Origin of the sequence: Nocardia jiangxiensis NBRC 101359, assembly GCF_000308615.1 — a bacterium.
Classification (GTDB): domain Bacteria; phylum Actinomycetota; class Actinomycetes; order Mycobacteriales; family Mycobacteriaceae; genus Nocardia; species Nocardia jiangxiensis.
Genome location: NZ_BAGB01000041.1, coordinates 223,267 through 244,621, shown reverse-complemented (window position 1 = coordinate 244,621; position 21,355 = coordinate 223,267). Strand labels below are relative to the sequence as shown.

21 protein-coding genes are annotated in these 21,355 nt (G+C 67.9%); 8 read left to right on the top strand and 13 right to left on the bottom strand.

The features are described from left to right. Positions 1-5: 5 nt before the first annotated feature. Positions 6-455 (bottom strand): helix-turn-helix transcriptional regulator, encoded by a 450-nt coding sequence (locus ON40_RS15235; protein WP_040823016.1) that lies wholly within the window; start codon positions 453-455, stop codon positions 6-8. Positions 456-534: 79 nt separating this feature from the next. Here ON40_RS15235 and gloA2 point away from each other — a divergent pair, with 79 nt between their 5' ends. After that, a complete protein-coding gene (gene gloA2, locus ON40_RS15230; protein ID WP_040823015.1) occupies positions 535-921 on the top strand; it encodes an SMU1112c/YaeR family gloxylase I-like metalloprotein in 387 nt (128 codons plus the stop codon). Between the two features lie 106 nt (positions 922-1,027). Next, positions 1,028-1,519 (top strand): peptidylprolyl isomerase, encoded by a 492-nt coding sequence (locus ON40_RS15225; RefSeq protein ID WP_040823014.1) that lies wholly within the window; start codon positions 1,028-1,030, stop codon positions 1,517-1,519. 46 nt (positions 1,520-1,565) lie between these two features. Here the strand turns inward: ON40_RS15225 and ON40_RS15220 are convergent, their stop codons facing one another. Continuing rightward, positions 1,566-2,060: a phosphoribosyltransferase gene (locus ON40_RS15220; protein ID WP_040823013.1), complete on the bottom strand. Its 495-nt coding sequence runs from the start codon at positions 2,058-2,060 to the stop codon at positions 1,566-1,568. 172 nt (positions 2,061-2,232) lie between these two features. Between ON40_RS15220 and ON40_RS15215 the strand changes: the two genes are divergently transcribed. Further along, positions 2,233-2,427, top strand: coding sequence for a hypothetical protein (locus tag ON40_RS15215; protein WP_218008794.1), 195 nt, complete (start codon positions 2,233-2,235; stop codon positions 2,425-2,427). Positions 2,428-2,559: 132 nt separating this feature from the next. On the opposite strand, the gene ON40_RS15210 is transcribed toward ON40_RS15215, so the two are convergent. From ON40_RS15210 to ON40_RS15200, 3 genes are all read right to left on the bottom strand, one after another. After that, positions 2,560-2,763 carry a DUF397 domain-containing protein gene (locus ON40_RS15210; RefSeq protein WP_040823012.1) on the bottom strand — a complete coding sequence of 68 codons (204 nt, stop codon included), beginning with the start codon at positions 2,761-2,763 and terminating at the stop codon, positions 2,560-2,562. Next, on the bottom strand, positions 2,760-3,638 hold the full coding sequence (locus ON40_RS15205) for a helix-turn-helix domain-containing protein (RefSeq protein ID WP_040823011.1): 879 nt from the start codon (positions 3,636-3,638) through the stop codon (positions 2,760-2,762). The genes ON40_RS15210 and ON40_RS15205 overlap by 4 nt, the downstream gene beginning before the upstream one ends. Before the next feature lie 550 nt (positions 3,639-4,188). Next, complete coding sequence (locus ON40_RS15200) at positions 4,189-4,920, bottom strand: SDR family oxidoreductase (protein ID WP_040823010.1); 732 nt, start codon at positions 4,918-4,920, stop codon at positions 4,189-4,191. A 101-nt stretch (positions 4,921-5,021) separates the two neighbouring features. Between ON40_RS15200 and ON40_RS15195 the strand changes: the two genes are divergently transcribed. After that, positions 5,022-5,894, top strand: coding sequence for a helix-turn-helix transcriptional regulator (locus tag ON40_RS15195; protein ID WP_040823009.1), 873 nt, complete (start codon positions 5,022-5,024; stop codon positions 5,892-5,894). On the opposite strand, the gene ON40_RS15190 is transcribed toward ON40_RS15195, so the two are convergent. After that, complete coding sequence (locus ON40_RS15190; RefSeq protein ID WP_040823007.1) at positions 5,832-6,542, bottom strand: metal-dependent hydrolase; 711 nt, start codon at positions 6,540-6,542, stop codon at positions 5,832-5,834. The genes ON40_RS15195 and ON40_RS15190 overlap by 63 nt on opposite strands. 102 nt (positions 6,543-6,644) lie before the next feature. Beyond that, on the bottom strand, positions 6,645-8,930 hold the full coding sequence (locus ON40_RS15185) for a serine/threonine-protein kinase (protein WP_051193135.1): 2,286 nt from the start codon (positions 8,928-8,930) through the stop codon (positions 6,645-6,647). A gap of 188 nt (positions 8,931-9,118) precedes the next feature. On the opposite strand from ON40_RS15185, the gene ON40_RS15180 reads away from it, so the two are divergent. Then, positions 9,119-9,859, top strand: coding sequence for an SCO6745 family protein (locus ON40_RS15180; protein WP_040823005.1), 741 nt, complete (start codon positions 9,119-9,121; stop codon positions 9,857-9,859). Positions 9,860-9,948: 89 nt separating this feature from the next. Here the strand turns inward: ON40_RS15180 and ON40_RS15175 are convergent, their stop codons facing one another. From ON40_RS15175 to ON40_RS15160, 4 genes are all read right to left on the bottom strand, one after another. After that, the gene (locus ON40_RS15175) at positions 9,949-10,923 is read right to left on the bottom strand and encodes an LLM class F420-dependent oxidoreductase (protein WP_040823001.1); all 975 of its coding nucleotides are present in this window, start codon (positions 10,921-10,923) and stop codon (positions 9,949-9,951) included. A gap of 159 nt (positions 10,924-11,082) precedes the next feature. Next, complete coding sequence (locus tag ON40_RS15170) at positions 11,083-11,943, bottom strand: MHYT domain-containing protein (RefSeq protein WP_040822999.1); 861 nt, start codon at positions 11,941-11,943, stop codon at positions 11,083-11,085. Between the two features lie 76 nt (positions 11,944-12,019). Continuing rightward, the gene (locus ON40_RS15165; protein ID WP_040822996.1) at positions 12,020-13,705 is read right to left on the bottom strand and encodes a hydrogenase maturation protein; all 1,686 of its coding nucleotides are present in this window, start codon (positions 13,703-13,705) and stop codon (positions 12,020-12,022) included. Between the two features lie 453 nt (positions 13,706-14,158). Continuing rightward, a complete protein-coding gene (locus tag ON40_RS15160; RefSeq protein WP_218008793.1) occupies positions 14,159-14,770 on the bottom strand; it encodes a TetR/AcrR family transcriptional regulator in 612 nt (203 codons plus the stop codon). A gap of 112 nt (positions 14,771-14,882) precedes the next feature. Here ON40_RS15160 and ON40_RS15155 point away from each other — a divergent pair, with 112 nt between their 5' ends. The 3 genes from ON40_RS15155 (at position 14,883) to ON40_RS48165 (ending at position 18,555) form a co-directional block, all read left to right on the top strand. Next, positions 14,883-15,662, top strand: a complete 780-nt coding sequence (locus tag ON40_RS15155) for an alpha/beta fold hydrolase (protein WP_040822992.1) — start codon at positions 14,883-14,885, stop codon at positions 15,660-15,662. Between the two features lie 9 nt (positions 15,663-15,671). After that, positions 15,672-16,133: a cupin domain-containing protein gene (locus tag ON40_RS15150; RefSeq protein WP_040822989.1), complete on the top strand. Its 462-nt coding sequence runs from the start codon at positions 15,672-15,674 to the stop codon at positions 16,131-16,133. Between the two features lie 166 nt (positions 16,134-16,299). After that, positions 16,300-18,555 (top strand): DUF8320 family protein, encoded by a 2,256-nt coding sequence (locus ON40_RS48165; protein ID WP_157186302.1) that lies wholly within the window; start codon positions 16,300-16,302, stop codon positions 18,553-18,555. 19 nt (positions 18,556-18,574) lie between these two features. Here the strand turns inward: ON40_RS48165 and ON40_RS15135 are convergent, their stop codons facing one another. Together ON40_RS15135 and ON40_RS15130 are read right to left on the bottom strand one after the other, a co-directional pair. After that, the gene (locus ON40_RS15135) at positions 18,575-19,081 is read right to left on the bottom strand and encodes a dihydrofolate reductase (RefSeq protein ID WP_040822987.1); all 507 of its coding nucleotides are present in this window, start codon (positions 19,079-19,081) and stop codon (positions 18,575-18,577) included. A gap of 32 nt (positions 19,082-19,113) precedes the next feature. Then, on the bottom strand, positions 19,114-21,264 hold the full coding sequence (locus ON40_RS15130) for an acyltransferase family protein (protein WP_040824106.1): 2,151 nt from the start codon (positions 21,262-21,264) through the stop codon (positions 19,114-19,116). Positions 21,265-21,355 lie beyond the last annotated feature (91 nt).

Here is a 21,355-nt window from a genome sequence, read left to right as displayed (position 1 = left end):
GGTGATCAGGCTAGTTGCGGGTCGGTTACCGAAGCTTCTCGATTCCTGATCGGTCTGGTCACCTGTTTCGCTACACACGAGGGCATGCCCGCCGTGGCGTCGGCCTGTTCGCGCCGGTAGACGCTGGGTGAGACGCCGACCAGTTCGCTGAACCGGGTGCTGAACGTGCCCAGCGACGAGCAGCCGACGGCGAAGCAGACCTCGGTGACGCTCAGATCGCCCTGGCGCAGCAGCGCCATGGCGCGTTCGATCCGCCTCGTCATCAGGTAGGAGTACGGCGATTCGCCGTAGGCGAGCCGGAACTGGCGGCTCAGATGCCCCGCCGACATGTGCGCGTCGCGGGCGAGCGCCTCGACGTCGAGCGGTTGTGCGTACTCGCGGTCGATCCGGTCGCGCACCCGGCGCAGTCGGGCGAGGTCCTGCAGACGCTGTTCCTCGGTCGGGGCACTGGTCATATGCCGAATCGTACGTGTCGGGCGCGGCCTGGGAAGTGGCGAATGGGATCGGACGGGGGACTCGATTAGCGTCGGCGGGATGGAACTGCGACGAATCCACCACGCCGCGATCATCACCTCGGACTACGGCGTGTCGAAGACTTTCTATACGCAGGTGCTGGGCCTGCGGGTGGTTGCGGAGAATTATCGGGCCGAAAGGGCTTCCTACAAACTGGATTTGGCGCTGCCGGACGGATCGCAGATCGAACTGTTCTCCTTCCCGGATCCGCCCGCCCGGCTCTCGCGCCCGGAGGCGTGCGGGCTGCGGCATCTGGCCTTCGCGGTCCCCGATGTGGCGGCCGCGGTGCGGGAGTTGCAGGACAGGGGAGTGCCCACCGAGGAGATACGGGCGGACGAATACACCGGAAAGCGTTTCGTCTTCTTCGCCGATCCCGACGGTTTGCCGCTGGAGTTGTACCAGGAGTGAGCTTTTCGGATTGCTCCGTGCCGGCTGCCTCGGTCACCTGAGAACAGGATCGTCGCTGGTAGCGGTCGGTCGGGGCAGAGGGTGAGCGCTGCCATACGATGTTGCGATGACCACAGTTTTGTTGAAAACCTCAGCAGGGGACATCGCTCTGGAACTCGATGAGACCAAGGCTCCCAAGACGGTCACGAACTTTGTGGACTACGTCAAGTCGGGCCACTACGACGGCACCATCTTCCACCGGGTGATCCCCGGTTTCATGGTGCAAGGCGGCGGACTGACTGCCGATATGAGTCAGAAGCCCGCACCGAACAAGGTGGAGAACGAAGCGAACAACGGGTTGCGCAACGACAAATACACCGTCGCCATGGCGCGCACCTCGGACCCGCATTCGGCCAGCGCACAGTTCTTCATCAACACCGCAGGCAACGACTTCCTGAACTACCCGGGCCAGGACGGCTTCGGCTACGCCGTATTCGGCAAGGTGGCCAACGGGTCGCAGGTGGTCGACGCGATCGAGGGCGTGGCCACCACGTCGAAGTCCGGGCATCGCGACGTCCCGGTCGAGCCGATCACCATCGTCTCCGCCCAGGTGGTCTAGGTCCGGAAACGTGTCCTGGGGCCGCGTCGCCGCGGCCCCAGGATTCTCACGCGTCGAGCACGCGCGGTTCGCGCGACACCACCGGCGGCAGCACCGACCAGGGGAAATTGATCCAGCGGTCGGTGTGCCGCCAGACGTATTCGCAGGAGACCTCCGACCGCGGCTTCTGATAGATGACCGCGCAGCGCACCTCGGCCACTTTGTCGGCGCAGAAATCGCGCACGAGCCGAAGGGTTGCTCCGGTATCGGCGACGTCGTCGGCCACCAGCACCCGCGCACCCGCCAGATCCACCGCCGAGGGCACCGGCGGCAACATCACCGGCAAATCCAGCCGCTGATCCACCCCCGTATAGAACTCCACGTTCATGACGTGCAGGTTCTTCACATCGAGCGCATATCCCAGCGCCCCCGCCACGAACAGCCCACCGCGCGCGATGGACAGGATCAGATCGGGTTCGAAACCGTCCCCGGCAACCATCTCGGCGAGCTCCCGGCTCGCGGTGCCGAAGAGTTGCCAGTCGAGTTCCTCGCGATCGCTCACGAGAGGAGACTAGCCCAGCTGGTCGGTCGGACCGACGGGTATGTGTGCGTCGATCGCAGGTGCCGGTGACCTTTTTGCGACATGTGCTGTCGGCGCACTCGGATCTGTGATTGATGTCCGCGGGCGCGGGTGATGGCGGCTCGTCGGACCGGGCGTCATCGTCTACAGCAACTTGACCGCCGTGCAGTCGGTGCAGGCCGCCTTCCGCCGCAAGAACGATCCCGAACTGGCCCGCATCGACGTGCCGACCTTGCTTGAGGTCGCCGAATCCGGGTTCCCGGCCTGGACCTGGACCTTGCAGAAGGTCCGTAACACGGTTGTTTTCGCCGGTGCGGCGCTCGGTCTGACCCTGCTGGCCATCGCCTGATGGTCGCGCGAGCCCGCTTTCCGGTCGGCCGCAGGAGGAGTCGGAATCTCAGAACAATGGCGAATCCGCCACGCGTTCTGAGATTCCGTCACGAGCTCTGCGAACCTACAGTCGCTGCTCGTACTTCTCTGCTCAGCGGTCGAATTCACCATTCTTTACGCCCGCGGTGAAGGCAACCCACTCGCCGGGGTTGAACACGAGCGCAGGGCCGTGGGGGTTCTTGGAATCGCGTACCCCCACATGACCCGCTGCGAGCCAAGCAACTTCCACGCATTCTTTTCCGGAATGACTGCGTGAGGACTTGAACCACTGCGCGCCGGTGGTGTCGATGATCACTGGTCGAATCTCCTTGCTAGTTTCCTGAGATAGTCTCTCGAAGTCGACTCATCCAGCGCGGCATGCTGGAGGTTTTCGTGAACATTGCGGAACTCTGCGACGTCGTCCGCGTCTTCGAAAGTCATGGTCCCTGTCGTTGTTTCGGTGAAAACCACTGACGGCTCACGGCTTTCGGTCGGGAAGTCGATAATGATGTAAGGGGTCGCGACGGTGTGTCCGGGATGGCCTGCGGTGAAGGGCAGGAGCCGCACACTGACATTGTCCCGTGTGCTCATATCGGCGAGGTGCATCGATTGGCCCCTCATGATCGCGCGCGATCCGATGATCGTGTGCAACGCGGCCTCGTGCAGGATGAACTCTGCCTGGGCGGGACTGTATTTGCGAGTCAGTACGGCGGAGCGCTGCATACGGAGCGAAACACGCTTTTCGACATCGGCGGGCGTATCGGTTGGAAGATACGGTCGCTCAACGGCTCTGGCGTAGTCTGCGGTCTGGAGGATGCCCGGCATGATCAACGGCTGGTAGAAGTACAGCTGTGATGCACCCGACTCGAGTCCGAGGTAGGTGCTGTATCCGGGATAGATGAGGTGCCTGTATGCCTGCCACCACGACTTCGTAGCTGTCTGTGCCGCAAGTACTTTCAGCTCGGAGATCCTGTCGGCGGGCAGTCCGTAGATATTGCCCATCGCATCTACGTCGCGCTGCTTGACGCGGTCGTTCTCCCCTTTCTCGAGACGCCCGATGGTGGCCTTCCCCATCTCGAGTAATTGACCGGCTTGTTCCTGGGTGAGGCCCGCCCCCTCGCGGGCCTCCTTCAGCATCCTGCCAAGCTGGCGACGGACCAGCGTTGTGCTGGTCTGCTCGTCCTTTGCCATCGCTCCCCTTCGTGCTCGGCCCGCTTCGGTCCGCAACTGCGGTCCGCGTCGAGGCTCATCGTAAGTGCTATCCGGTCCGCGCCTTCGGGGTTCGAGCCGGTTATTCCGGGCCGCCCACTTCGGGGCCTCGGACTGGGCTTGCCGGAGCAAGATTAGCCGCATGCCAGAGCAACGCGACGCCTTTCGGTGAGCCAGGCCCGTGCACTTCGGACACTGAGCTGCGGAGGGTTACTCACTACGGATCAGATTCGGCACGCGGCGAACCTCGACCGCTTCGAGGTTCGCCGCGTGGTGTCGAATCTGCGCGGCCGGGGGCTGATCGTATGTCGGGGTTACGACAGGCGTTGGAGCATAACCGATTTGGGGCGTGCGGCGGTCGCCGCACATCCGCCGATCTACGGGAGGCTGGATGCAGATGTCTGAGCGCATGTCGCACCCAGTGCCGCAACGTCTTTCGAGTAGCGGATATTTGGCCGCAGATCGGGGCGATGACGTGGAACGCTGCCTCCGGGGATGGTCTTCGGCAGCTCCGAAATCGACTGACGGCTCGTCAGATCAAGCGGTGGCCGCCCTCGACGTGTAGGACGGTTCCGGTCATGAATCGGTTGGTCATGACGGCGCGGAAGGCTTGCGCGATGTCGTCGGGCTGGCCGATGCGGCCCACGGGGAGTCGTGCGGCCATGGCGGAGAGGCGTTCATCCTTGGTGTCGGCGGCGAAGCTGTTCCAGATCGGGGTGTCCACCCAGCCGGGGGAGACGGCGTTGACGCGGATCGGTGCTAGTTCAAGAGCCAGAGCGCGGACGAGCCCCTCCAGTGCGGCGTTCACGGTCGCTACCACGGTGCCGCCGACGGCCGGGCGGTAGGCGGCGATTCCCGAAGTGACGGTGAGGGATTCGGTAAGCCTGGGCGCGGCGTACTTGGCCACGAGCCACGGTCCGAGCACCTTGGCCTCCACGACGGTCCGGGCATCGGCGAGCGGCAGTTGCGCCAGCGGTCCGTATCCGGCGGACATGTCGGCGGCGGTGACGACGACATGATCCAGCCGCCCGGTGTGCTCGAACAGCCACGGGCCGAACAGATCTCGGACCGAGTCCTCGCGGGTGATGTCCGCCTGCACGGTCCGCAGGCGGTCGGTGGTGAGTTCGGCGGAGACGGCATCGAGCCGATCCCGGGACCGCCCGGCAATGGTCACTGCCTGCCCCTCGGACAGCAGTTCGCGGGCCAGTGCCAACCCCATACCGGAACTGCCTCCGATGACGAGTGTGTGCGAAATATCGGTCATGACGACGACTTTGCGATTCGCGGCGGCGGCAGGGGAGACCGGGCGGGGACTGGTCCTGGTGGGGCCACCCGGAGGGGGTGGGGAGCGGGCAGACTGGTGAGGTGAGTGAACGGCGGGTGCTGGGGGAGTTTCTGCGGGTGCGGCGGGGCCGGTTGCGGCCTGAGCAGGTGGGGTTGTCGGCGGGGGTGGGGCGGCGGCAGACTCCGGGGTTGCGGCGGGAAGAGGTTGCGACGCTTGCCGGGTTGAGCGTGGATTACTACACGAGGTTGGAGCAGGGGCGGGATACGAATCCGAGTCCGGCCGTCTTGGATGCGTTGGCTGGGGCGTTGCGGCTCGACGAGGACGAGCGGATGCATCTGGACGATCTGGCTCGGGCGGTGGCGGTGCGGCGCGCGGCTCCGGAGTTGGTGCGGCAGGCGCCGCGGCCGGGGTTGGTGCAGCTGCTCGAGTCGGTGCGACCGACGCCGGGGTTGATTCTGGATCAGCCGAGCAACGTGCTCGCGGCGAATCCGGAGGCGTTGCGATTGCTCGACGGGCTGACGGATTGCGCTGCGGCGGAACGGAATCTGGTGCGGTACGTGTTCACCCATCCCGCGGCGCGGTGGGTCTTCGAGGACTGGGACGCGATGACGCGCGACTGCGTGGCACATCTGCGCACAGTGCAAGGGCGCGAACCGGATTCCCCGGCACTGCATACGGTGGTGCACGGATTGTGTTCCGAGAGTGCGGAATTCGCGGATCTATGGGCGCACTACGACGTGCGCACCAAACGTGGTGCGACGCGGATGTTCCGGCATCGCGGGGTGGGGCTATTCGCCTTGACCTCGGAGATCGTCACCGCGCCGGACGGGCAGCGCTTCGTGGTGTTCCAGGCCGCGCCGGGCAGCCCGGACCACGATGCGATGACGCTGCTAGGGATGATGGACGATGGTGTACCACAGCAGCGCGCAGGTGCCGACGACGAAAAGTGGTGACAGAATCCAGGTTTCGACCTTGTTGCCGGTGCGTTCGACGAGGGGGACGCGGGTGCGGAGTTTGAACGGCCAGAACAGGCGGCAGCCTCGGTCGGTCAGGCAGTCTCCGGCGAGATGGGCCAGGGAGCCCAGGCCGACCGCGAACGGGAGCCAGGTCGGTTTGTCCGAGATCCACTGGTCCATCGCGAACGTCCCGGCCGCGGCCAGGATGACGATCGTGCCGTAGGAGCGGACTCCGTCGCCGGGCGGGCACAGGTTCAGGGCCCGGACCGCGAGGGCGAGCAGGAAGAACACCAGGGCGAGGGTGAACCAGCGGTGCAGCCAGTGCTCGCCGGCCCAGGTTCCGGCGGTGACGGCGATGACGAAGGCGAACGAGTGGGTGGCGTGCCGGTGTCCGCCGGAGACCTCGGAGATCACCTTGCACGCCGCATGCGAGACCGGGCCGAGCACATGGGAAATGGTGCCGCTGGGATGATCGGCGTCGGGCAGCAGTGCCGCGCCCGCGGTGAGGAACGTGCCCATCACCAGATCGACGGTGCCGATATGCCCGGCCTGGACAGCCGGGAAGGTCAGAATCGAAAGCGGCAGCGCGGCAGCGGCTCCGGCCCACGCGAGAGCGCCGCTGGTCGCATGTGAATGTCCTAGCACCGCCTCGAGAGTAGCCGATCTTGATCAGCGGGTTGCCAACGACCGTGGGCGAGCACGGTTTCGAGGCCGGGTGCTACCGAATCGGCAGCGGCCCAGGCCAGGTCAGCTGCGCTGATGGAGGTGCGGATCCACGATGCGGTTCAGTGCGCTGAGATCGGCGTCGAGTGCGTAGAACGTGCGCAGGGCGATGGCGAAGGCGAAAAGCCCACCGACGCACAATCCTACGATCGGCCCGATCACGGACTGCTGCTGATCGGGGTTCAGGAAGACCAGTCCGGCGGGCACGCCGATCAGCGGCACCGAGGCCGCGACGCCGAGATAGATGCGGCTGCGTCGCACCAGGCGGTGCAGCCGCTCGGCCTCGGCGGAGCTGGTGTGCCCGGCGGCCACGAGTCCCGGGTAGTACCAGCGCAATACGAAGAAGGTGACCGGGAAGTAGGTGTACACCACCGCAACCGCGGCCGCCACGGCGTGCGAGGCGATCAGGTCGGTGAGCAGGCCGAGCGGTATCGGCCTGAAGCTGTACAGCCTGATCAGCAGCACCACTCCGGCGGCGAGCCACCCGGTGAAGGCCACCACCGCGATCCGGTCGCCGCAGGCCAGCGTGTCCGCGCGTGCCTTGGCGAGGGTGGCCTCGTCGAACCGGCGGCCGCGGCGCAAACCGTCGGGCACCAGGAACACCTGACGACACCAGTACAGCAGCCCGGCGATACCCAGCGGATAGGCGATGACCGCGACGATCAATCCGAGCCGGGTCATGGTGTCGGCGGCAGCGGCGCCGAATTGTCCCTCGACGAGGCGAATGTTGTGCGCGCCCATATACAGTCCGGCGAGCAGCTGGCCGAAGATGCTGGAGAGGGTGACCACCGGCATCGGCCGCATGCGCAACCGCGCGCGCAGGCTGTTGGTGGGCGGGTCGACCAGATCGCGGGCGGTGCGGTCCTGGCTGAGTTCGAGCTGATGAGCCAGTTCCGCACCGGTGGCGTAGCGGTCGGCGGGATCGGGCGCCAGGCAGGTCAGCAGCGCGTGTCGCAGGACCGCGGGGGTGTCCGGCGGCAGCTGATCCCGGTATCGCGGATCGATCCGGGTGTTGCGTCGGTCGATCATCGCCTGCAGCGACCGCGCGGATTCCCCGCAACCGAGTTCGTCGTCGAAAGGGATTGTGCCGGTGAGCAATTCCCACAGCACGACGCCGAGCGCATACAGATCGCTGCGGGTGTCCAAGTCCGCGGCCGAGGCGGCCAGACCCGGATGGATCGCCGAGAGCTGCTCGGGGGACATATAGGGAAGGGAACCGCCGAAGTAGGCGACCGGGCTCGCGCCGGGCAGGTGGCGGCTGAAGCTGATGTTGAAGTCCGCGAGTTTGGGCTGACCGTCGGCGGTGAGCAGGACGTTGGCGGGTTTGATGTCGCGGTGCAGAACACCCCGTCGATTGGCGTAGTCCAGGGCGGTGGCCAGGCGCGAGCCGATCCGCGCGACGGTCTCGGGCCAGCTGAGCTGTTCGAGTTCCGCACGGGCGGGGGAGTTCTGCGGTTCGAGGATGCCGCCGGTGGTGGTCGCGGCGTCGACGGCCTCGAGCAGCAGAGCGCCGCCGCGCCGATCGGGCGGGGTGCGGCGCAGCATACGCAGCACACCCAGCAAGGTGCCGCCGGGCACGTACTGCATGTACATCAGTTTGAGGTGCTGGTCGGTGATCTGGCGCTGGTCGAATACGCGCACGATGTGATCGTGGTCGAGTTGGGCGAGGGTCTGCGGTTCGGCGCCGCGATCGTGTGAGATCTTCACCGCGACCATGCGACCCAAAGAGCGTTGGCGGGCAAGGAAAACGCGGGCGAACGCACCCTGGCCCAAGGGAAGCAGCAGATCGAAATCATCGACGGTGGCGCCCGGGTTGATGGTGTCCAGCGCGTCCAGTGCGGTGGGGTCGGCCAGGACCGTACTGCGCGGATCGCCTCGGTCGGGTGCGTACCCGGGCAGGGTCCCGACGCCGGAATCGGCTGTGATGCGGGCCATTTGGGTGGGGTAGTCCTGCTCGTACTCGGCCAGATCGACCTCGTGTCGGCGGCTGCGCGCGGTGATCTCCTCGTAGATCAGGTCGGGAGGCAGTGGCGCGGTGGACAATTCGGGGAAACGCTTGCGGTAGTCGGCCAGGCGCAGGGCGTCGTCGGTGCGCCGCCAACGTTCGTGCAGATCCACCTTGATAAGTTCGATGAGCGCCGAGCGGCGCAGTCCGGGATCCGCGGGGAGGTGGGCGGACAGATCGGGCGGGGAGTCCGCGCCGCGCCACTGGGCCGAGAAATGCGCCACGAGGGTCGTCAACGCGGTCTGCGTCGCGGCTGCGCGGTCGGCACCGGGGTCGGGTGCGGTCGCGCCGAGGTGATATTCCAACGTCGCTCGCTTCGAATGGTGTTTTACCCGGGCCCGGCCCCGAGGATATTCGATCCCTCGCGTTGCTCATCGGAGGTTGGGTGACACCGTTACCGGTAATCGTGATTTCCGGCCACCGGTCTGGCCTTAGTTAACAATAGTGAGATACGCTCCAGGACAAGATGTTCGACGACAGAAGGGGACGAGCTGTGTCGACAGCCGCCGCGGTCAAGGTGCAGATTCAGGCGATCGGAGCGGGATTCATGTTCTCCCGCGAGGCCAAGGCGTTCGGCGCCGCGGTCGGGGCCACGACATTTCTCGGGCCCTACACCCGCGGGCGCGGCGGGGTGCTCGGCGATGTCGACGCCGACGTGGTGATCTCCGCATTCGGCTTCTTCCCGGCCGAGACCATCCGCCCGGCCTGGGAGTCACTGGATCTGCCCGCGGACAAGGCCGCGGCCGGTTATCTGGGGGTGTGTCAGGACTTCGGGCGGCGCAAGCTCGGCGGATTCGACGGCGCCGCGCGGCTGGCAGAACTGCTGGCTCCGGTGGCCGCGGCCGCCGATCCGGCCGGTGTGGCACTGTTCGCGGGCTGGCGGGCGCTGCCGCTGGCGGCCGACGATCCGGCGCGGGCGATGCAGCTGATCCAGGTGCTGCGCGAGTTGCGTGGCGGGCTGCACCTGCTGGCCGTGCGCGCCCATGGCCTGACTCCGGAGCAGGCGGTGCTGATCGGCGGGTCGCCGGCCAAGAGCGGCGTCGATCAGGCGCGCTCGTTCGGCTGGCGCGAGCCGTACGAGGAGATCACCCCCGAGTTGCGGCAGCGGTGGGAGGCGGCCGAGGCGTCGACCGACGAGTTGATCGCCCCGGCGTTCGCGGTCCTGGACGAAACCCAGGGCGCGGAACTGGCCGAACTGCTCACGACCGCATACGGTTTGGTCTACAACCGCTGAATCCGGTTGTCGGCGCGGCTTTTCCGTGAATCGGAAGGTGATCGCCCGCGGCGGGCGATCACCTTCCGACGCAGGATATTCCGGCCGGATCAGCGCAGCGCCGGGATGACCTCACGCTCGAACAGTTCGATGCCGGAGGTGTCGTACGCGGCCTCGGGGAAGTTCAGGATCGCGTAACCCAGGCCCAGATCGCGCAGGGCGCTGAGCTTCTCGGTGATCTCGTCGGGCGTGCCGTGGGTGACGACGTTGTCGATCCACTTGGTGGCCGCCTCCTGGCCCAGGACCGGCGCCAGGCGCGTGCGCAGCGCGGTGAGACGATCTTCGATCTCGGCTTCGGTCGCGCCGGTCACCACGGTGGTGTTGGCGCTGCGCACGATCGCGTCGAAATCGGTGCCGACCTCGGCGCAATGGCCGCGCAGCAGTTCGGATTTGCGGGCGAAATCCTCGCCGCTGAAATTGGTGTACTGCGCGTACTTCGCGGCGATCCGCAACGTCACCTTCTCGCCGCCACCAGCGATCCAGAGCGGAATTCCGCCCTCCTGCAACGGCTGCGGCTGCACGATCGCACCGTCGACCTGATAGTGCTTGCCGTCCAGCGTGGCCTCGCCGGTGCTCCACGCCTGCCGGAAGATCTGTACCCCCTCGTCCAGGCGGGCCAGCCGCTCACCGGCGGTGGGGAAGCCGTATCCGTATGCGCGCCATTCCTGTTCGTACCATCCCGCGCCGATGCCCATCTCGACCCGGCCGCCGGAGATGATGTCCACCGTCGCCGCGACCTTCGCCAGATACGCCGGATTGCGGTAGCTCATCGCGGTACACATCTGACCGAGGCGGATGCGCTCGGTGCTCGCCGCGAACGCGGACATCAGCGTCCACGCCTCGTGGGTCGCCTCGCTGGTCGGCACCGGCACGGTGTGGAAGTGGTCGAACACCCACAGCGACTCCCAGTCGTCGTTGGCATCGGCCCGGCGGGCCAGATCACGCATCACCGTCCACTGTGCCGCGGGATCGATGCCTACCAGATCGAGCCGCCAGCCCTGGGGGATGAAGATGCCGAAGCGCACGGTCTACTCCTTCGCGTCCGTGGGGCCCGGGATGGGCCCCGGCCGCGGCGGGTCGCGCCGCGGCACCGCAGTCCACTGTCGTGGGTCGATGCCGGGTCGGCAACTTCTGGGCCGGTCCCCGGTCCGGTGCAGGCGATGCGGCCGGACCGGGACACCCGGTCAGTCGTCGCTCGGTGCGGCCCGCGGCCAGGACCGGCCGCTGCTGGGCAGGGCGGCCGGATCCGTGGTCAGCACACGGGGATTGGCCGAGGATGACATCGAGGCGACGGCCGCCTCGGCCTCGGCGGTGCCGCGCTCGTCCAGCTCGGCGACGCCGACCAGCACGATCAGCATCATGGTCACCAGGGTGACGGTCATGATCAGCGGAGTGAGCAGCTGCACGGGGTCCACGCCGCTGCCGTTCATCACCATGTCGTGACCGGTGGGGTGGTCCGCGGACATCGATGCCATTCCGGTGTAATGCATTCCGCACACCGCCAGACCCATGATCATGGCCGCGCCGAACGTGGCCGCCAGGCCCTGCACGTGCAGCATGAACCACAGTGCCGCGGTCGCCGCGACGACGGCGATGACCACGGACAACGCCACCACCGAGAGGCTGTAGTGCATCTCGACGTCCGACTGCATCGCGAACATGCCCATGTAGTGCATGCCCGCCACACCGAGACCGGTGACGGCCCCGCCGATCGGCAGCGCGAACACCTCACGCCGCCAACGCACGACCAGCGACAGCCCGACCCACACCACCACGATCGCGACGACCGCGCTGAGCAGCGTCAGCGGCAGGTTGTAGCGGATGCTCGCGCCGTGGATGGCGAAGCCCAGCATGGCGGTGAAATGCATGACCCAGATCCCGGCGCCGCCGAGCGAGATCGCGGCGGCCACCAGCCAGCCGCCGGGGCGTTTCGATTCACGGGCGTGGAAAGCGCACCGCAGTCCGAGCACCGAGCCGATGACGGACATGACGTACGCCAAGACCGGGGTCACCCAGCCGTAGCTGAAGTAGTCGAGTTCTAGCACGTGACACTTCCAAACTTCCTGAACAAGCGATCTCGAGGACCCTAGTTCAACTGGTCGGGTATGTGAAGCTGATCGTTTACCCGAGTAGGTACGCCGGTGTGACCATCGGGCGGACGTTGTACACGAAGTTCTGCCGCAACTCGTGGTAGGACTCGTCGGGGGCGAAGAAATTGCGGTGCATTTGTGTCAACTCCTCTTCCCGGTATGCGGCAAGGGGTTTGACGGCCTCGTCGGACGCGCGGCGCTGCTTCTTGGCCAGCAGGCGCTCGGCCAGTTCCGGCGCGGCGGCCAGGGCGGCGGCCTCCTGCCGGGCCCAGGTCCAGAAGTCGTCCGTGCTGCCGGGGACCGCGTAGTCGGCCAGGCCCAGGGTCACCGCCTCGCGCGCACCGACCGGCAGGGGAGTGCTGGTGAGCCGGGCGGCCTCGGCCGCACCGACCCGCCGCGGCAGCGAATAGGTCCAGTACTCCGAGCCGTACAGCCCCATCAGCCGGTAGTGCGGGTTCAGCACCACCGCTTCGCGGCACCACACCTCGTCGGCGGCCAGGGCCAGCATCACCCCACCGGCCGCGGCGTTGCCGGTCAGCGCGGAGATGACCAGTTTGTCGGTCGTGGTCAGGATGGCCTCGACCAGATCGTCCATGGCGGTGATGTTGCGCCAGGACTCCTGCGCCGGATCGGCGGCGGCCTCGATGACGTTGAGGTGGATGCCGTTGGAGAAGAAGTCCCGGGCCGCGCCGAGCACCAGCACCTCCACCGGGCGGCGGCAGGCCTGCCGGTAGGCATCGAGCAACCGGCGGCACTGCCGGGTGTCCATCGCGCCACCGGCGTAAGCGAATTCGAGGTAGCCGACACCGGCCTCCTCGCGGTAGCGCAGTTCGGACCAGGTGTCGCGTTCGGCGGCCTCGGCCGGGGTGACGGGCGCCTCGGGGACGTCGGTCAATTCGGCGGCCAGCACATCGGCGGCGGGGCGTTTGAAGGTGGCCGGGCCGCCGGGGACGCGGCGCGGGCGCAGTTGCGGAATCCAGATCGCGCCGTCCACGGTCGCGCGGCAGATCGCCCCGTCGCGGGTGGCGATGATCGTGCCGGGCACGCCGCGCAACCGGTCCTCGTTGTGGCCGCCGTGGATGAAGTACTCGCGGCCGAACAGCACGTCCACCACTCCGGGCTGGGAGTCGGCGGCGCGCAGCTTGCGCAGGATCGCCGCGGTGCTCTCGGTGGACCAGTCGATCCGGCGGAATTCCTGGGTGTGGTAAGGGCGCAACTGTCCTCGCACGTCGGGGCGCGAATAGTCCAGCGGCTCGGGTTCGTGGTCACCGGCGAAACGCTCCACCGCCAGCAGCACCGCGCGCACCGCGGCATCGGCGGCCTCGTTCCGGTACAGCTCGCTCTTGCCGCAGTCCGCGACGGGGAACGAGACACTCGCCCAGATCGGGCCCGCGTCCATTTCGGCGACGGCCTGCAGCACGGTCACGCCCCATTCGGCGGCGCCCTCGGAAATCGCCCAGTCCAGCGAGGACGGGCCGCGGTCGCCCATCGGTCCGGGATGCACGATCAACACCGGGTACCGAGTCCAGACGTCCTTCGGGATCGCGGTGGTGAGCATCGGGGCCAGGATCAGGTCGGGCCGGAAGGACTCCACGCGCGCTCGCAGCAGATCGTCGCCGAGGGCCAGTTCGACCCCGATGTGATGTCTTTCCCGCAGCTCGGTGTGAACGCGCTGGGTAAGACTGTTGAATGCGCTGGCGACCAGCAGGATGCGCACGGTGCTCCTCCATCGGGAATATCTCGGGAACCGCACCAGGACCGGGTGTTGGTTCAGTCCGAAACTAGCCAAGTGAGGGCCCGGACGCATCTTTGCGAATGCCATGCGGCATCCGATACGACTGTAGGCCGCCGAGTTGAGTTGTGTTGGCCGACAAGCTATCCGAAGGCGAGCCTTACCGCATTCCGGGCATTGGCTATCGGGAGGCTATCGGTAGCGGCGGAGCGGGCTCGTTCGAATCGCATAGTGGAGCGTCCGTGTCGCGAACGGTCTGCAGGGCCGGTCGAGGGACTGGCATCCTGCCAGCAAGCCCATTCTAGTGTCGGTGCGCCGCAATGCGTATCCGATGTCCAGAGGTGTGGACATTCGCCGGTGAACGGTCGCCCGAGCGTGCAAGCTACTCGCGTGTAAACCCCTGTGAACAGGGTCTTTGGTCATCGAATCGACTGTGCCTCAAGATAATCGAGCCGCCATCACGCTGCGGGCCGTAGATACTACGCTGGCGATCGCCTCTTCGGAAGACATTCCGTATAGATCGGTGAGTGTGAAGAATGCCTCTGCACTCATCACCACGACGAGGTCCTGACGCATTTGTGTCAGCGTCTCAGGAGTGAGGTCCGTCAGGGGTTCCAGGGCGGCCTCGATGAGTCCGAGACGGTAGGCGGGCCGCAGGATTTCGGCCGGACGCACGATGGCCGCGGCCATGGTCGCGCGCACCGCCGGGGCATGGGTGTGCACGTGCCGCAGGAGGTAATCCGTCGCGTGGGCGACCCGCTCGATCGGATCGGTGAGGTGTGCGACCGGGGCCATGATCTGCGCTGCGCCCGGCCATGATTCGTGCATCGCCTCGCGCAGCAGGGTGGGCAGGTCGGGGAAGTAGCGGTAGGCGGTGGCCTCGGAGACGCGCGCGGTCCGGGCGACCTCGGGCATGGTCACCTCGTCGCCCGCGTCGATGAGGGTGCGCGCCGAGTCCAGGATCGCGCGCCGGGTGCGCTCCTTCTGGTTCGTGCGTCCGCCGCGTGTCGCGGTCGATGTGGATTCGGCCTGTCGGGCCACGTCGCTCACCTCCGTAGTCGATCGATATCAAGAGTTTACTCTCTTCGTGAGAGTGGGCTTGCATGAAGACCGGGGTGGGTCTACTTTGATGAGAGTTCACTCTCACGAACAAGGAGTCATCATGGCCGCGTACGACATTCGGGTTCCCGGTATCGGATCGGTACCTGTCACTGTGACCGAAACCGGTTCGGGCCCAGTTCATCTGCTGCTGCACGGCGGGGCGGGTCCGCAGTCGGTGCAGGAGTTCGCCGAGCGCTACGCACAGGCGCAGTCGGTGCGGGTGCTGACCCCGGTGCACCCCGGCTTCGGCGGTACGCCCCGGCCCGAGGCGGTGGCGACGATCGCCGACCTGGCCAGGGTCTACCGCGCGCTGCTCGACGAACTCGAGCTGGACCAGGTGACCGTGATCGGCAATTCGATCGGCGGCTGGATCACCGCGGAGATGGCCGCGCAGGGCAGCGACCGGATCGCCGCCGCGGTCCTGGTCTGCGCGGTCGGGGTCGAAGTGCCCGGGGTGACGCCTGTCGACTTCTTCGGCCTGCAGCTGGACGAGATCGCCGATTACAGCTACTACCGCCCCGACGCCTTCCGGATCGATCCCTCCACCTTCAGCCCGCGGCAGCTCGAGGCGATGGCGGCGAACCGCGTCACGCTGCGGGTCTACGGCGGCGAGCGGATGACCGATCCGTCGCTGACCGAGCGGCTGGCCGGGGTGAAGGCGCCGGTCCTGGTGATCAGCGGCGAGAGCGACCGGATCGCGCCGCCGGAGGTCGGCAGGGCCTTCGCCGCCGCCATCCCCGGCGCGCGATACGAACTGCTGCGCGAGACCGGGCACCTGCCGCAGCTGGAAACCCCCGATCAGCTGGTGGCGGCCATCGCGGCCTTCGTCGCCGGAAAGTAGGCAGAGAACATGACAGAAGTACTGATCACCGGACAGGACAACGCCGAGGTCGCACTGACCGGCCCGGTCGTACTGCGAATCCTGGAGGACGGCAGCGCCACCGACCATCGGCTCGGCGTCGCCGAGATCGAGGTCGCCCCGCACACCCAGGGACCGCCGCAGCATCGGCACGCCCGGCACGACGAAGGGTTCTACGTCGTCTCGGGCACCGTGCGCTTCACCGTCGGGACCACCGACCACGACGTCCCCGCACGCACCCTGGTCATGGTCCCGCCGGGCGCGCCGCACACGTTCGCCAATCCCTTCGACGAACCCGCGGTCATGTTGAACACCTTCACCCCCGACCTGTACGTGCAGTACTTCCGCGATCTGCGCGCCATGATCGAAGCGGGCGAGCCGATGACCCCGGAGAACGTCGTCGAGGTGATGGCGCGTTATGCGACCACACCGGCCGAGGATCACCAGCACTGAGTCCGGGTCCGCCACCGCCGCAAGGCATTCGATCGGGACACCGAAAGATCCGGTCCATGATGTGGCGAATCCGTTGCACTGCAATATATTCGGAGCCCGAGCCGGGGTTCGGCGGGCCCGATGGTGGCCGGGTTCGGGTGGGTGACCGGTGCGTCGGTGGGCACCGATGGGCGATGATAGTGGCGTGGGCTGGAATCCGAGGCAGTGGGTCGCTGCCCGAGGACTTCTGGTTCGGGGGACGACTCGTGGGGGGCGCGCCGAGGCGCGGGCTCGGCGGGCGCTCGGGTTCGCCGCGGGCGTGGGCGCGGTGTTGTGGGTGCTCAGCCATGTGCAGGTGATCCTGTCGCAGGCTCGGATGGTGCAGGCGTGGTGGACGCCGACGGTGGTGGCCGGGCTGGTGATCACCGGGGCCGGGCTGGTCGTGGCCGCGTTGACGGTCGGCGGGCGGACGGTCGGCGTGCTGGCGACGTGGTTGGCGCTGGTGATGCTGGCCGCGCTGATCACGTTGCCGATCGCGGGGCACTACAACTGTTTCGGTCCGGCCGGCACCTGGATTCCACCGCTGGTGGCGGCGACCGCGGTGGCGGGCGTGCTGGCGTGGCGGCGATGGTGGCCGGTGTATCTGCTGGTCTCGGGCGTGGTCGCCGCGGTGATCGACGCGTACGTCTCCGGCGGCACCGGAATCCACACCGTCGCCGAGGATCTCGTGCGGACCTGGGGCGTGCAGGGGTTCCTGACCTGGACCGCGGCTCGGCTGCTGGCCGCGGCGATCGAACTGGACACGGTGACCGCGATCGTGGTGCGCCAGGCGACCGTGGCCGCGGGCGCGGAGGCCACCGATCGGGAACGCACCCGCTTCGCCGGACTGATCCACGACAACGTCCTGGCCACCCTGCTCGACGCCGCACGCGGCGGCGCGGCCGACCGGCTGCGGCGTTCGGCCGGGCGCACCCTGCGCCAGCTCGACACCAGTCCGCACGAATACCGCGTCGAGGACACCGGCGAGGTGCGCGAGACGATCGAGGTACTGCGCGCGGAGGCCGCCGAGCACGGCCTCGCCGTCACCGTCGAACTCGCGAACCGGGCTCGCGAACTGCGCATACCACGTGAGGTGACGACCTCGCTGGCCGGAGCGCTGGGCGAGGCGGCGCGCAACAGCCTGCGGCACGCCGCGGCCGACGGCCGCGCAGTCGCCCGGGTGGTGCGGATCGAGGTGGACGAGGGCGGGGTCGTCGTGCGCATCGTCGACGACGGGGCCGGATTCGATGTCGACCGCGTGGGCGTGGAACGGCTGGGCGTGCGGCAGAGCATCCTGTGGCGGATGCGGTGTCTGCGCGGCGGCCACGCGGAGGTCGACTCCGCGCCCGGCCGGGGAACCACGGTGACGTTGCGGTGGACCCATACCGACCCGCAGGAACTGCGCCCGCCCGCGCTGATCAGCGTGCGGGGATGGTCCGGAATCGTGATGATGGCGCTGCTGTGCTGGGCGGTGGGCATGCTGCTGCTGGGATACGTGCGCAGCGGCGATCCCGTCGTGGCCTACACCGGGTTCGGCCTGGTCGCCGCGGCCGGTGCGGTGGTGCTGATACCGCGTGACGATCCGCTGCCCGCGGCGGCGACCTGGGCGGTGGTCGTGATGGGTTCGCTCGCCGCGGTTATCGTCGATCTGGGCCCGCCCGAGGCGCACCACGCGGTCTGGGTGCTCGTCGCCTACTCGTATGTGCTTGCGCTGCTGGCGATTCGGGGGCGGGTCGCGGCGACCTGCGTAGCTCTGTTCGCGGCCGGCGCCGCGTACTACCTCGCGGGCGGATCGCCGGGGGCCGCACTGAACGGCACCGCCGTCGCCGGGGCGACCGTCCTGGCCGCGGTCGCGTTCACCCTGTACATGCGCCCGCTGCTGCGCTCGTATCACGGTGCCCGCGCGGATATCGCCCGGCACGCGGGAGCCGAGGCTCGCGCCGCGGCGCAGAGCCGGGAACGTCGCGATCAGATGGCCTATCTGTCGCGCACCGCGCGCCCGATGCTCGAATTCCTCGCCGCGGGCCGAACGCTGAGCCCGCAGCAGGTGGGCGAATGCCGGTTGCTCGAGGCCGAACTGCGCGATCGGCTGCGTGCGCCGGGCCTGGCCGATCCGGCGCTGGTCCGCGCCGCCCGAGCGGCCCGGATCAGAGGGGTGCGACTGACGCTGCTCGACGACGCCGGACCGGGTCACCAGGACGGCGAATTGCGTGCGACGATCGTGGAAATCGCTGTCGCATACCTGGATTCGGTGATGCGCGGACGGGTGACCGTCCGGGTCCTGCCGCCGGGGCGCGGCTGCGCGGCCACGATCGTGATCGTCGAACCCGATGCCTACCGTCGCGTGGAGATCGACTCCGGGGGAGTGCCCTCGGCGACCACGGAACCGGCCGCAGCGGGCTGAGCGACCGGATCGCGCGAACTCACTTGCGGGCGTAACTGCGGAACTGGAAACTGTCCTTGCCGTTGGTCGAACGGGTGATCCCGGTGGTGAACGCCAGCACGAACTCCGGCGGGATCCGGGGTGCGTAGGCATCGCCGGAGACCTTGGCGTCGACCTCGGTGACCACGATGACGGTCGCGAATTCGACTGCCGCGGCGAAGATCTCGGCGCCGCCGAGCACCCACACCTCGTCCGGGTCGGTCAGCGCGAGGGCCTCGGACATCGAGTCCGCGCTCTCGGCCCCCGGGGCGAACCATTCGGGATTGCGGGTGATGACGATCGTGCGGCGATCGGGCGCGACGCGGGCCTGGTCGGGCAGCGCATCCCAGGTCCGGCGGCCCATGATGATGGTGCGACCGCTCGTGACGTCCTGGAAGTGCTGCACGTCCTCGGGGATCTGCCACGGGATGCCGCCGTTCGCGCCGATGACGCGGTCGCGGGTCTGGGACCAGATCAGGCCGATCGTCCGCTTGCTGTTCTCGGTCATACGCGGTCACCACCTTCTCCGAATAGTTGCGTTCACCACCACTTCAGAATCGGCCGCATCGCCCGGCCCAGCGCGGGCGCCAGGGATCGCGAGTAGTTCGCGGTCAGGTGATGTTCGTCGTGATAGATGAGGATATTGCCTGCCGACACCGGGCAGACGTCCGCCGCGCAGACCGCATCGGTCATATCGAGCGGAAAGACGTTGGGGAACCGCGAGGCGGGCTCGGCTTCGGGGTTCACCGGATTCAGCGCGTAGTCGCGGGGCAGGCCGCAACTCGTGCTGTCGCCGCCCTCGGCCAGGCAGTCCGACGCGCGATAGCGGATCCCGTCGTGCCGCAGCCACGGCGTGTCGCGGATGGCCACCACGTTCAGACCGCGATCGGCCAGCTGGGACCACACGTCCAGGTAGTCCTGCGGAGTTTCGTCCCCGGGGCCGTCGAGCGGGCGGGTGCCGGTGGTGAACACCCACTCGGGACGTTCCTGGCCAAGCCGGTCGATGACCTGGCGGGACCAGTCGTGGCAGTCCGGAATCGTCTCGCCCTTGTAGGAGATGTCGTCCGAGACGGTCAGCGGGCAACCCATCTTCAGCATGACCCGCACCCGGAAACCGTACTGCTGCCCGAGGATGTGCAGGGCCGGAATCCAGTGCTCGGCGTGCGAACTGCCGACCACCGCGAGGGTGCGCTGCGCGGTGCGGTCACCGTAGTCGCAGGTGATCAGATCGGTGGTGGACCAGTCCGCGATACAGCCGTCGGTGGTCGGATAGGGCAGGTCAGCGGGAGCTTCCAGCACCGTGGGCCGCATCCGCGCCTGCGGGACCGGCACGCCCGCGGCCAGCGCCTCCGCGCCGGGGTACTGGACCGGATCCAGCGACGCCGGTGGCCGGGGCCCGTTCGTGCCCATCGCCACGTGCCAGGACACGCTCGCCCCGATTCCCACGACCCCGACGATCGTGACGAGTGCGCCGATCGGCCGCCGGAAACGCAGCAGGACCGGAGCGATGGAGAACGTCCGGGATCGTTCGGCCTGCCGGCTCTGCTCGGACGCGATCGCGCGGGCCGAACGCATCCGCAACGGCTCCTCCACCAGATGCCGCGTCGCGTAGGCGAGCACCAGCGACGCCGCGATCACACCGAGCCCGCCGACTGGTCCGGCCATCGGCCTGCCGCGTTCGGAGAGATAGAAGATCAGGAACGGCCAGTGCCACAGGTACAGCGAATAGGCCATCCCGCCCAGTTCCACGGCCGGGCGCGTGGCCAGCCAGCGCAGCACCAGCGGCCGGGCCGCGGGTTCGAGATTGTTGCCCGCGAGGATGAGCGCGACGGCCGCGCCGACCGGGATCAGCGCCGCGGGTCCGGGGAAGACGGCGGCGCCGAAGACCAGTTCGCCGCAGATCGCCACGATGACCATCCCGGCGATCGCCAGGACGATGCGCACGATCCGGGGCATGGTCAGCCACGGCGCGGCGATCGCCAGCAGCCCACCGGCCAGCAGTTCCCAGGCCCGGGCGAACGAGTCGTAGTAGTTCCAGCTCTGATGGGCGCTCTCGCCGACCATCGCGTAGAGGAACGACGCCACCGTGAGCGCGCCCAGCAGCACCAGCAGCGTGGGGCGCAGATGTTCCGCGCGCCGGAGTTTGCGCAGCGACCAGGCCACCGCCGCCAGCAGCAGAGTGATGGCCAGATAGAACTGCCCCTGCACCGACATCGACCACAGATGCTGCAACGGGCTCACCGACGGATCGGCCGCCAGATAATCCGACGACGCGAGCGCCAGATGCCAGTTCTGGTAGTAGAACGCCGAGGCCAGCGTCTGATCGGCCAGATCCGCCCACTGGGTGACCGGTCGCAGCGTCACCACCGCGAGCACCACGGCCGCGAGCACCACCACCAGCGCCGGGAGCAGGCGGCGCAGCGTGCGGCGCACGGTGAACAGCACCCGCACCGCACCGCCGGATTCGATCTGTCGCAGCAACAGGCCGGTGAAGAAGAAACCGGACAGGACCAGGAAGACGTCCACGCCGCCGGACACCCGCCCGAACCAGATGTGGAACATCACCACCAGGACGATGGCCACACCGCGCAAACCGTCAAGGTCCAGGCGATACGCGCTCGCGGCCGAGGGGCGGGCGGTGGCGGGGATCCGCTGTGCGCCGGCTTCCACCGGCTGTTTCGTCCTCCCCATCATCGCGCGCAACACTGTTGTGCCAGTGCGCAATTCGCGTCGGACGGCGGGCGGGGCGGTGAAACGGGCTGCGTCAACGAGGAAACCGGCA

Coding starts and splice junctions, on each gene's coding strand:
- ON40_RS15235 (WP_040823016.1), bottom strand. CDS start 455: ATGACCAGTGCCCCGACCGAGGAACAGCGTCTGCAGGACCTCGCCCGA.
- gloA2 (WP_040823015.1), top strand. CDS start 535: ATGGAACTGCGACGAATCCACCACGCCGCGATCATCACCTCGGACTAC.
- ON40_RS15225 (WP_040823014.1), top strand. CDS start 1,028: ATGACCACAGTTTTGTTGAAAACCTCAGCAGGGGACATCGCTCTGGAA.
- ON40_RS15205 (WP_040823011.1), bottom strand. CDS start 3,638: ATGGCAAAGGACGAGCAGACCAGCACAACGCTGGTCCGTCGCCAGCTT.
- ON40_RS15200 (WP_040823010.1), bottom strand. CDS start 4,920: ATGACCGATATTTCGCACACACTCGTCATCGGAGGCAGTTCCGGTATG.
- ON40_RS15155 (WP_040822992.1), top strand. CDS start 14,883: ATGGCCGCGTACGACATTCGGGTTCCCGGTATCGGATCGGTACCTGTC.
- ON40_RS15150 (WP_040822989.1), top strand. CDS start 15,672: ATGACAGAAGTACTGATCACCGGACAGGACAACGCCGAGGTCGCACTG.
- ON40_RS48165 (WP_157186302.1), top strand. CDS start 16,300: ATGGGCGATGATAGTGGCGTGGGCTGGAATCCGAGGCAGTGGGTCGCT.
- ON40_RS15135 (WP_040822987.1), bottom strand. CDS start 19,081: ATGACCGAGAACAGCAAGCGGACGATCGGCCTGATCTGGTCCCAGACC.
- ON40_RS15130 (WP_040824106.1), bottom strand. CDS start 21,264: ATGGGGAGGACGAAACAGCCGGTGGAAGCCGGCGCACAGCGGATCCCC.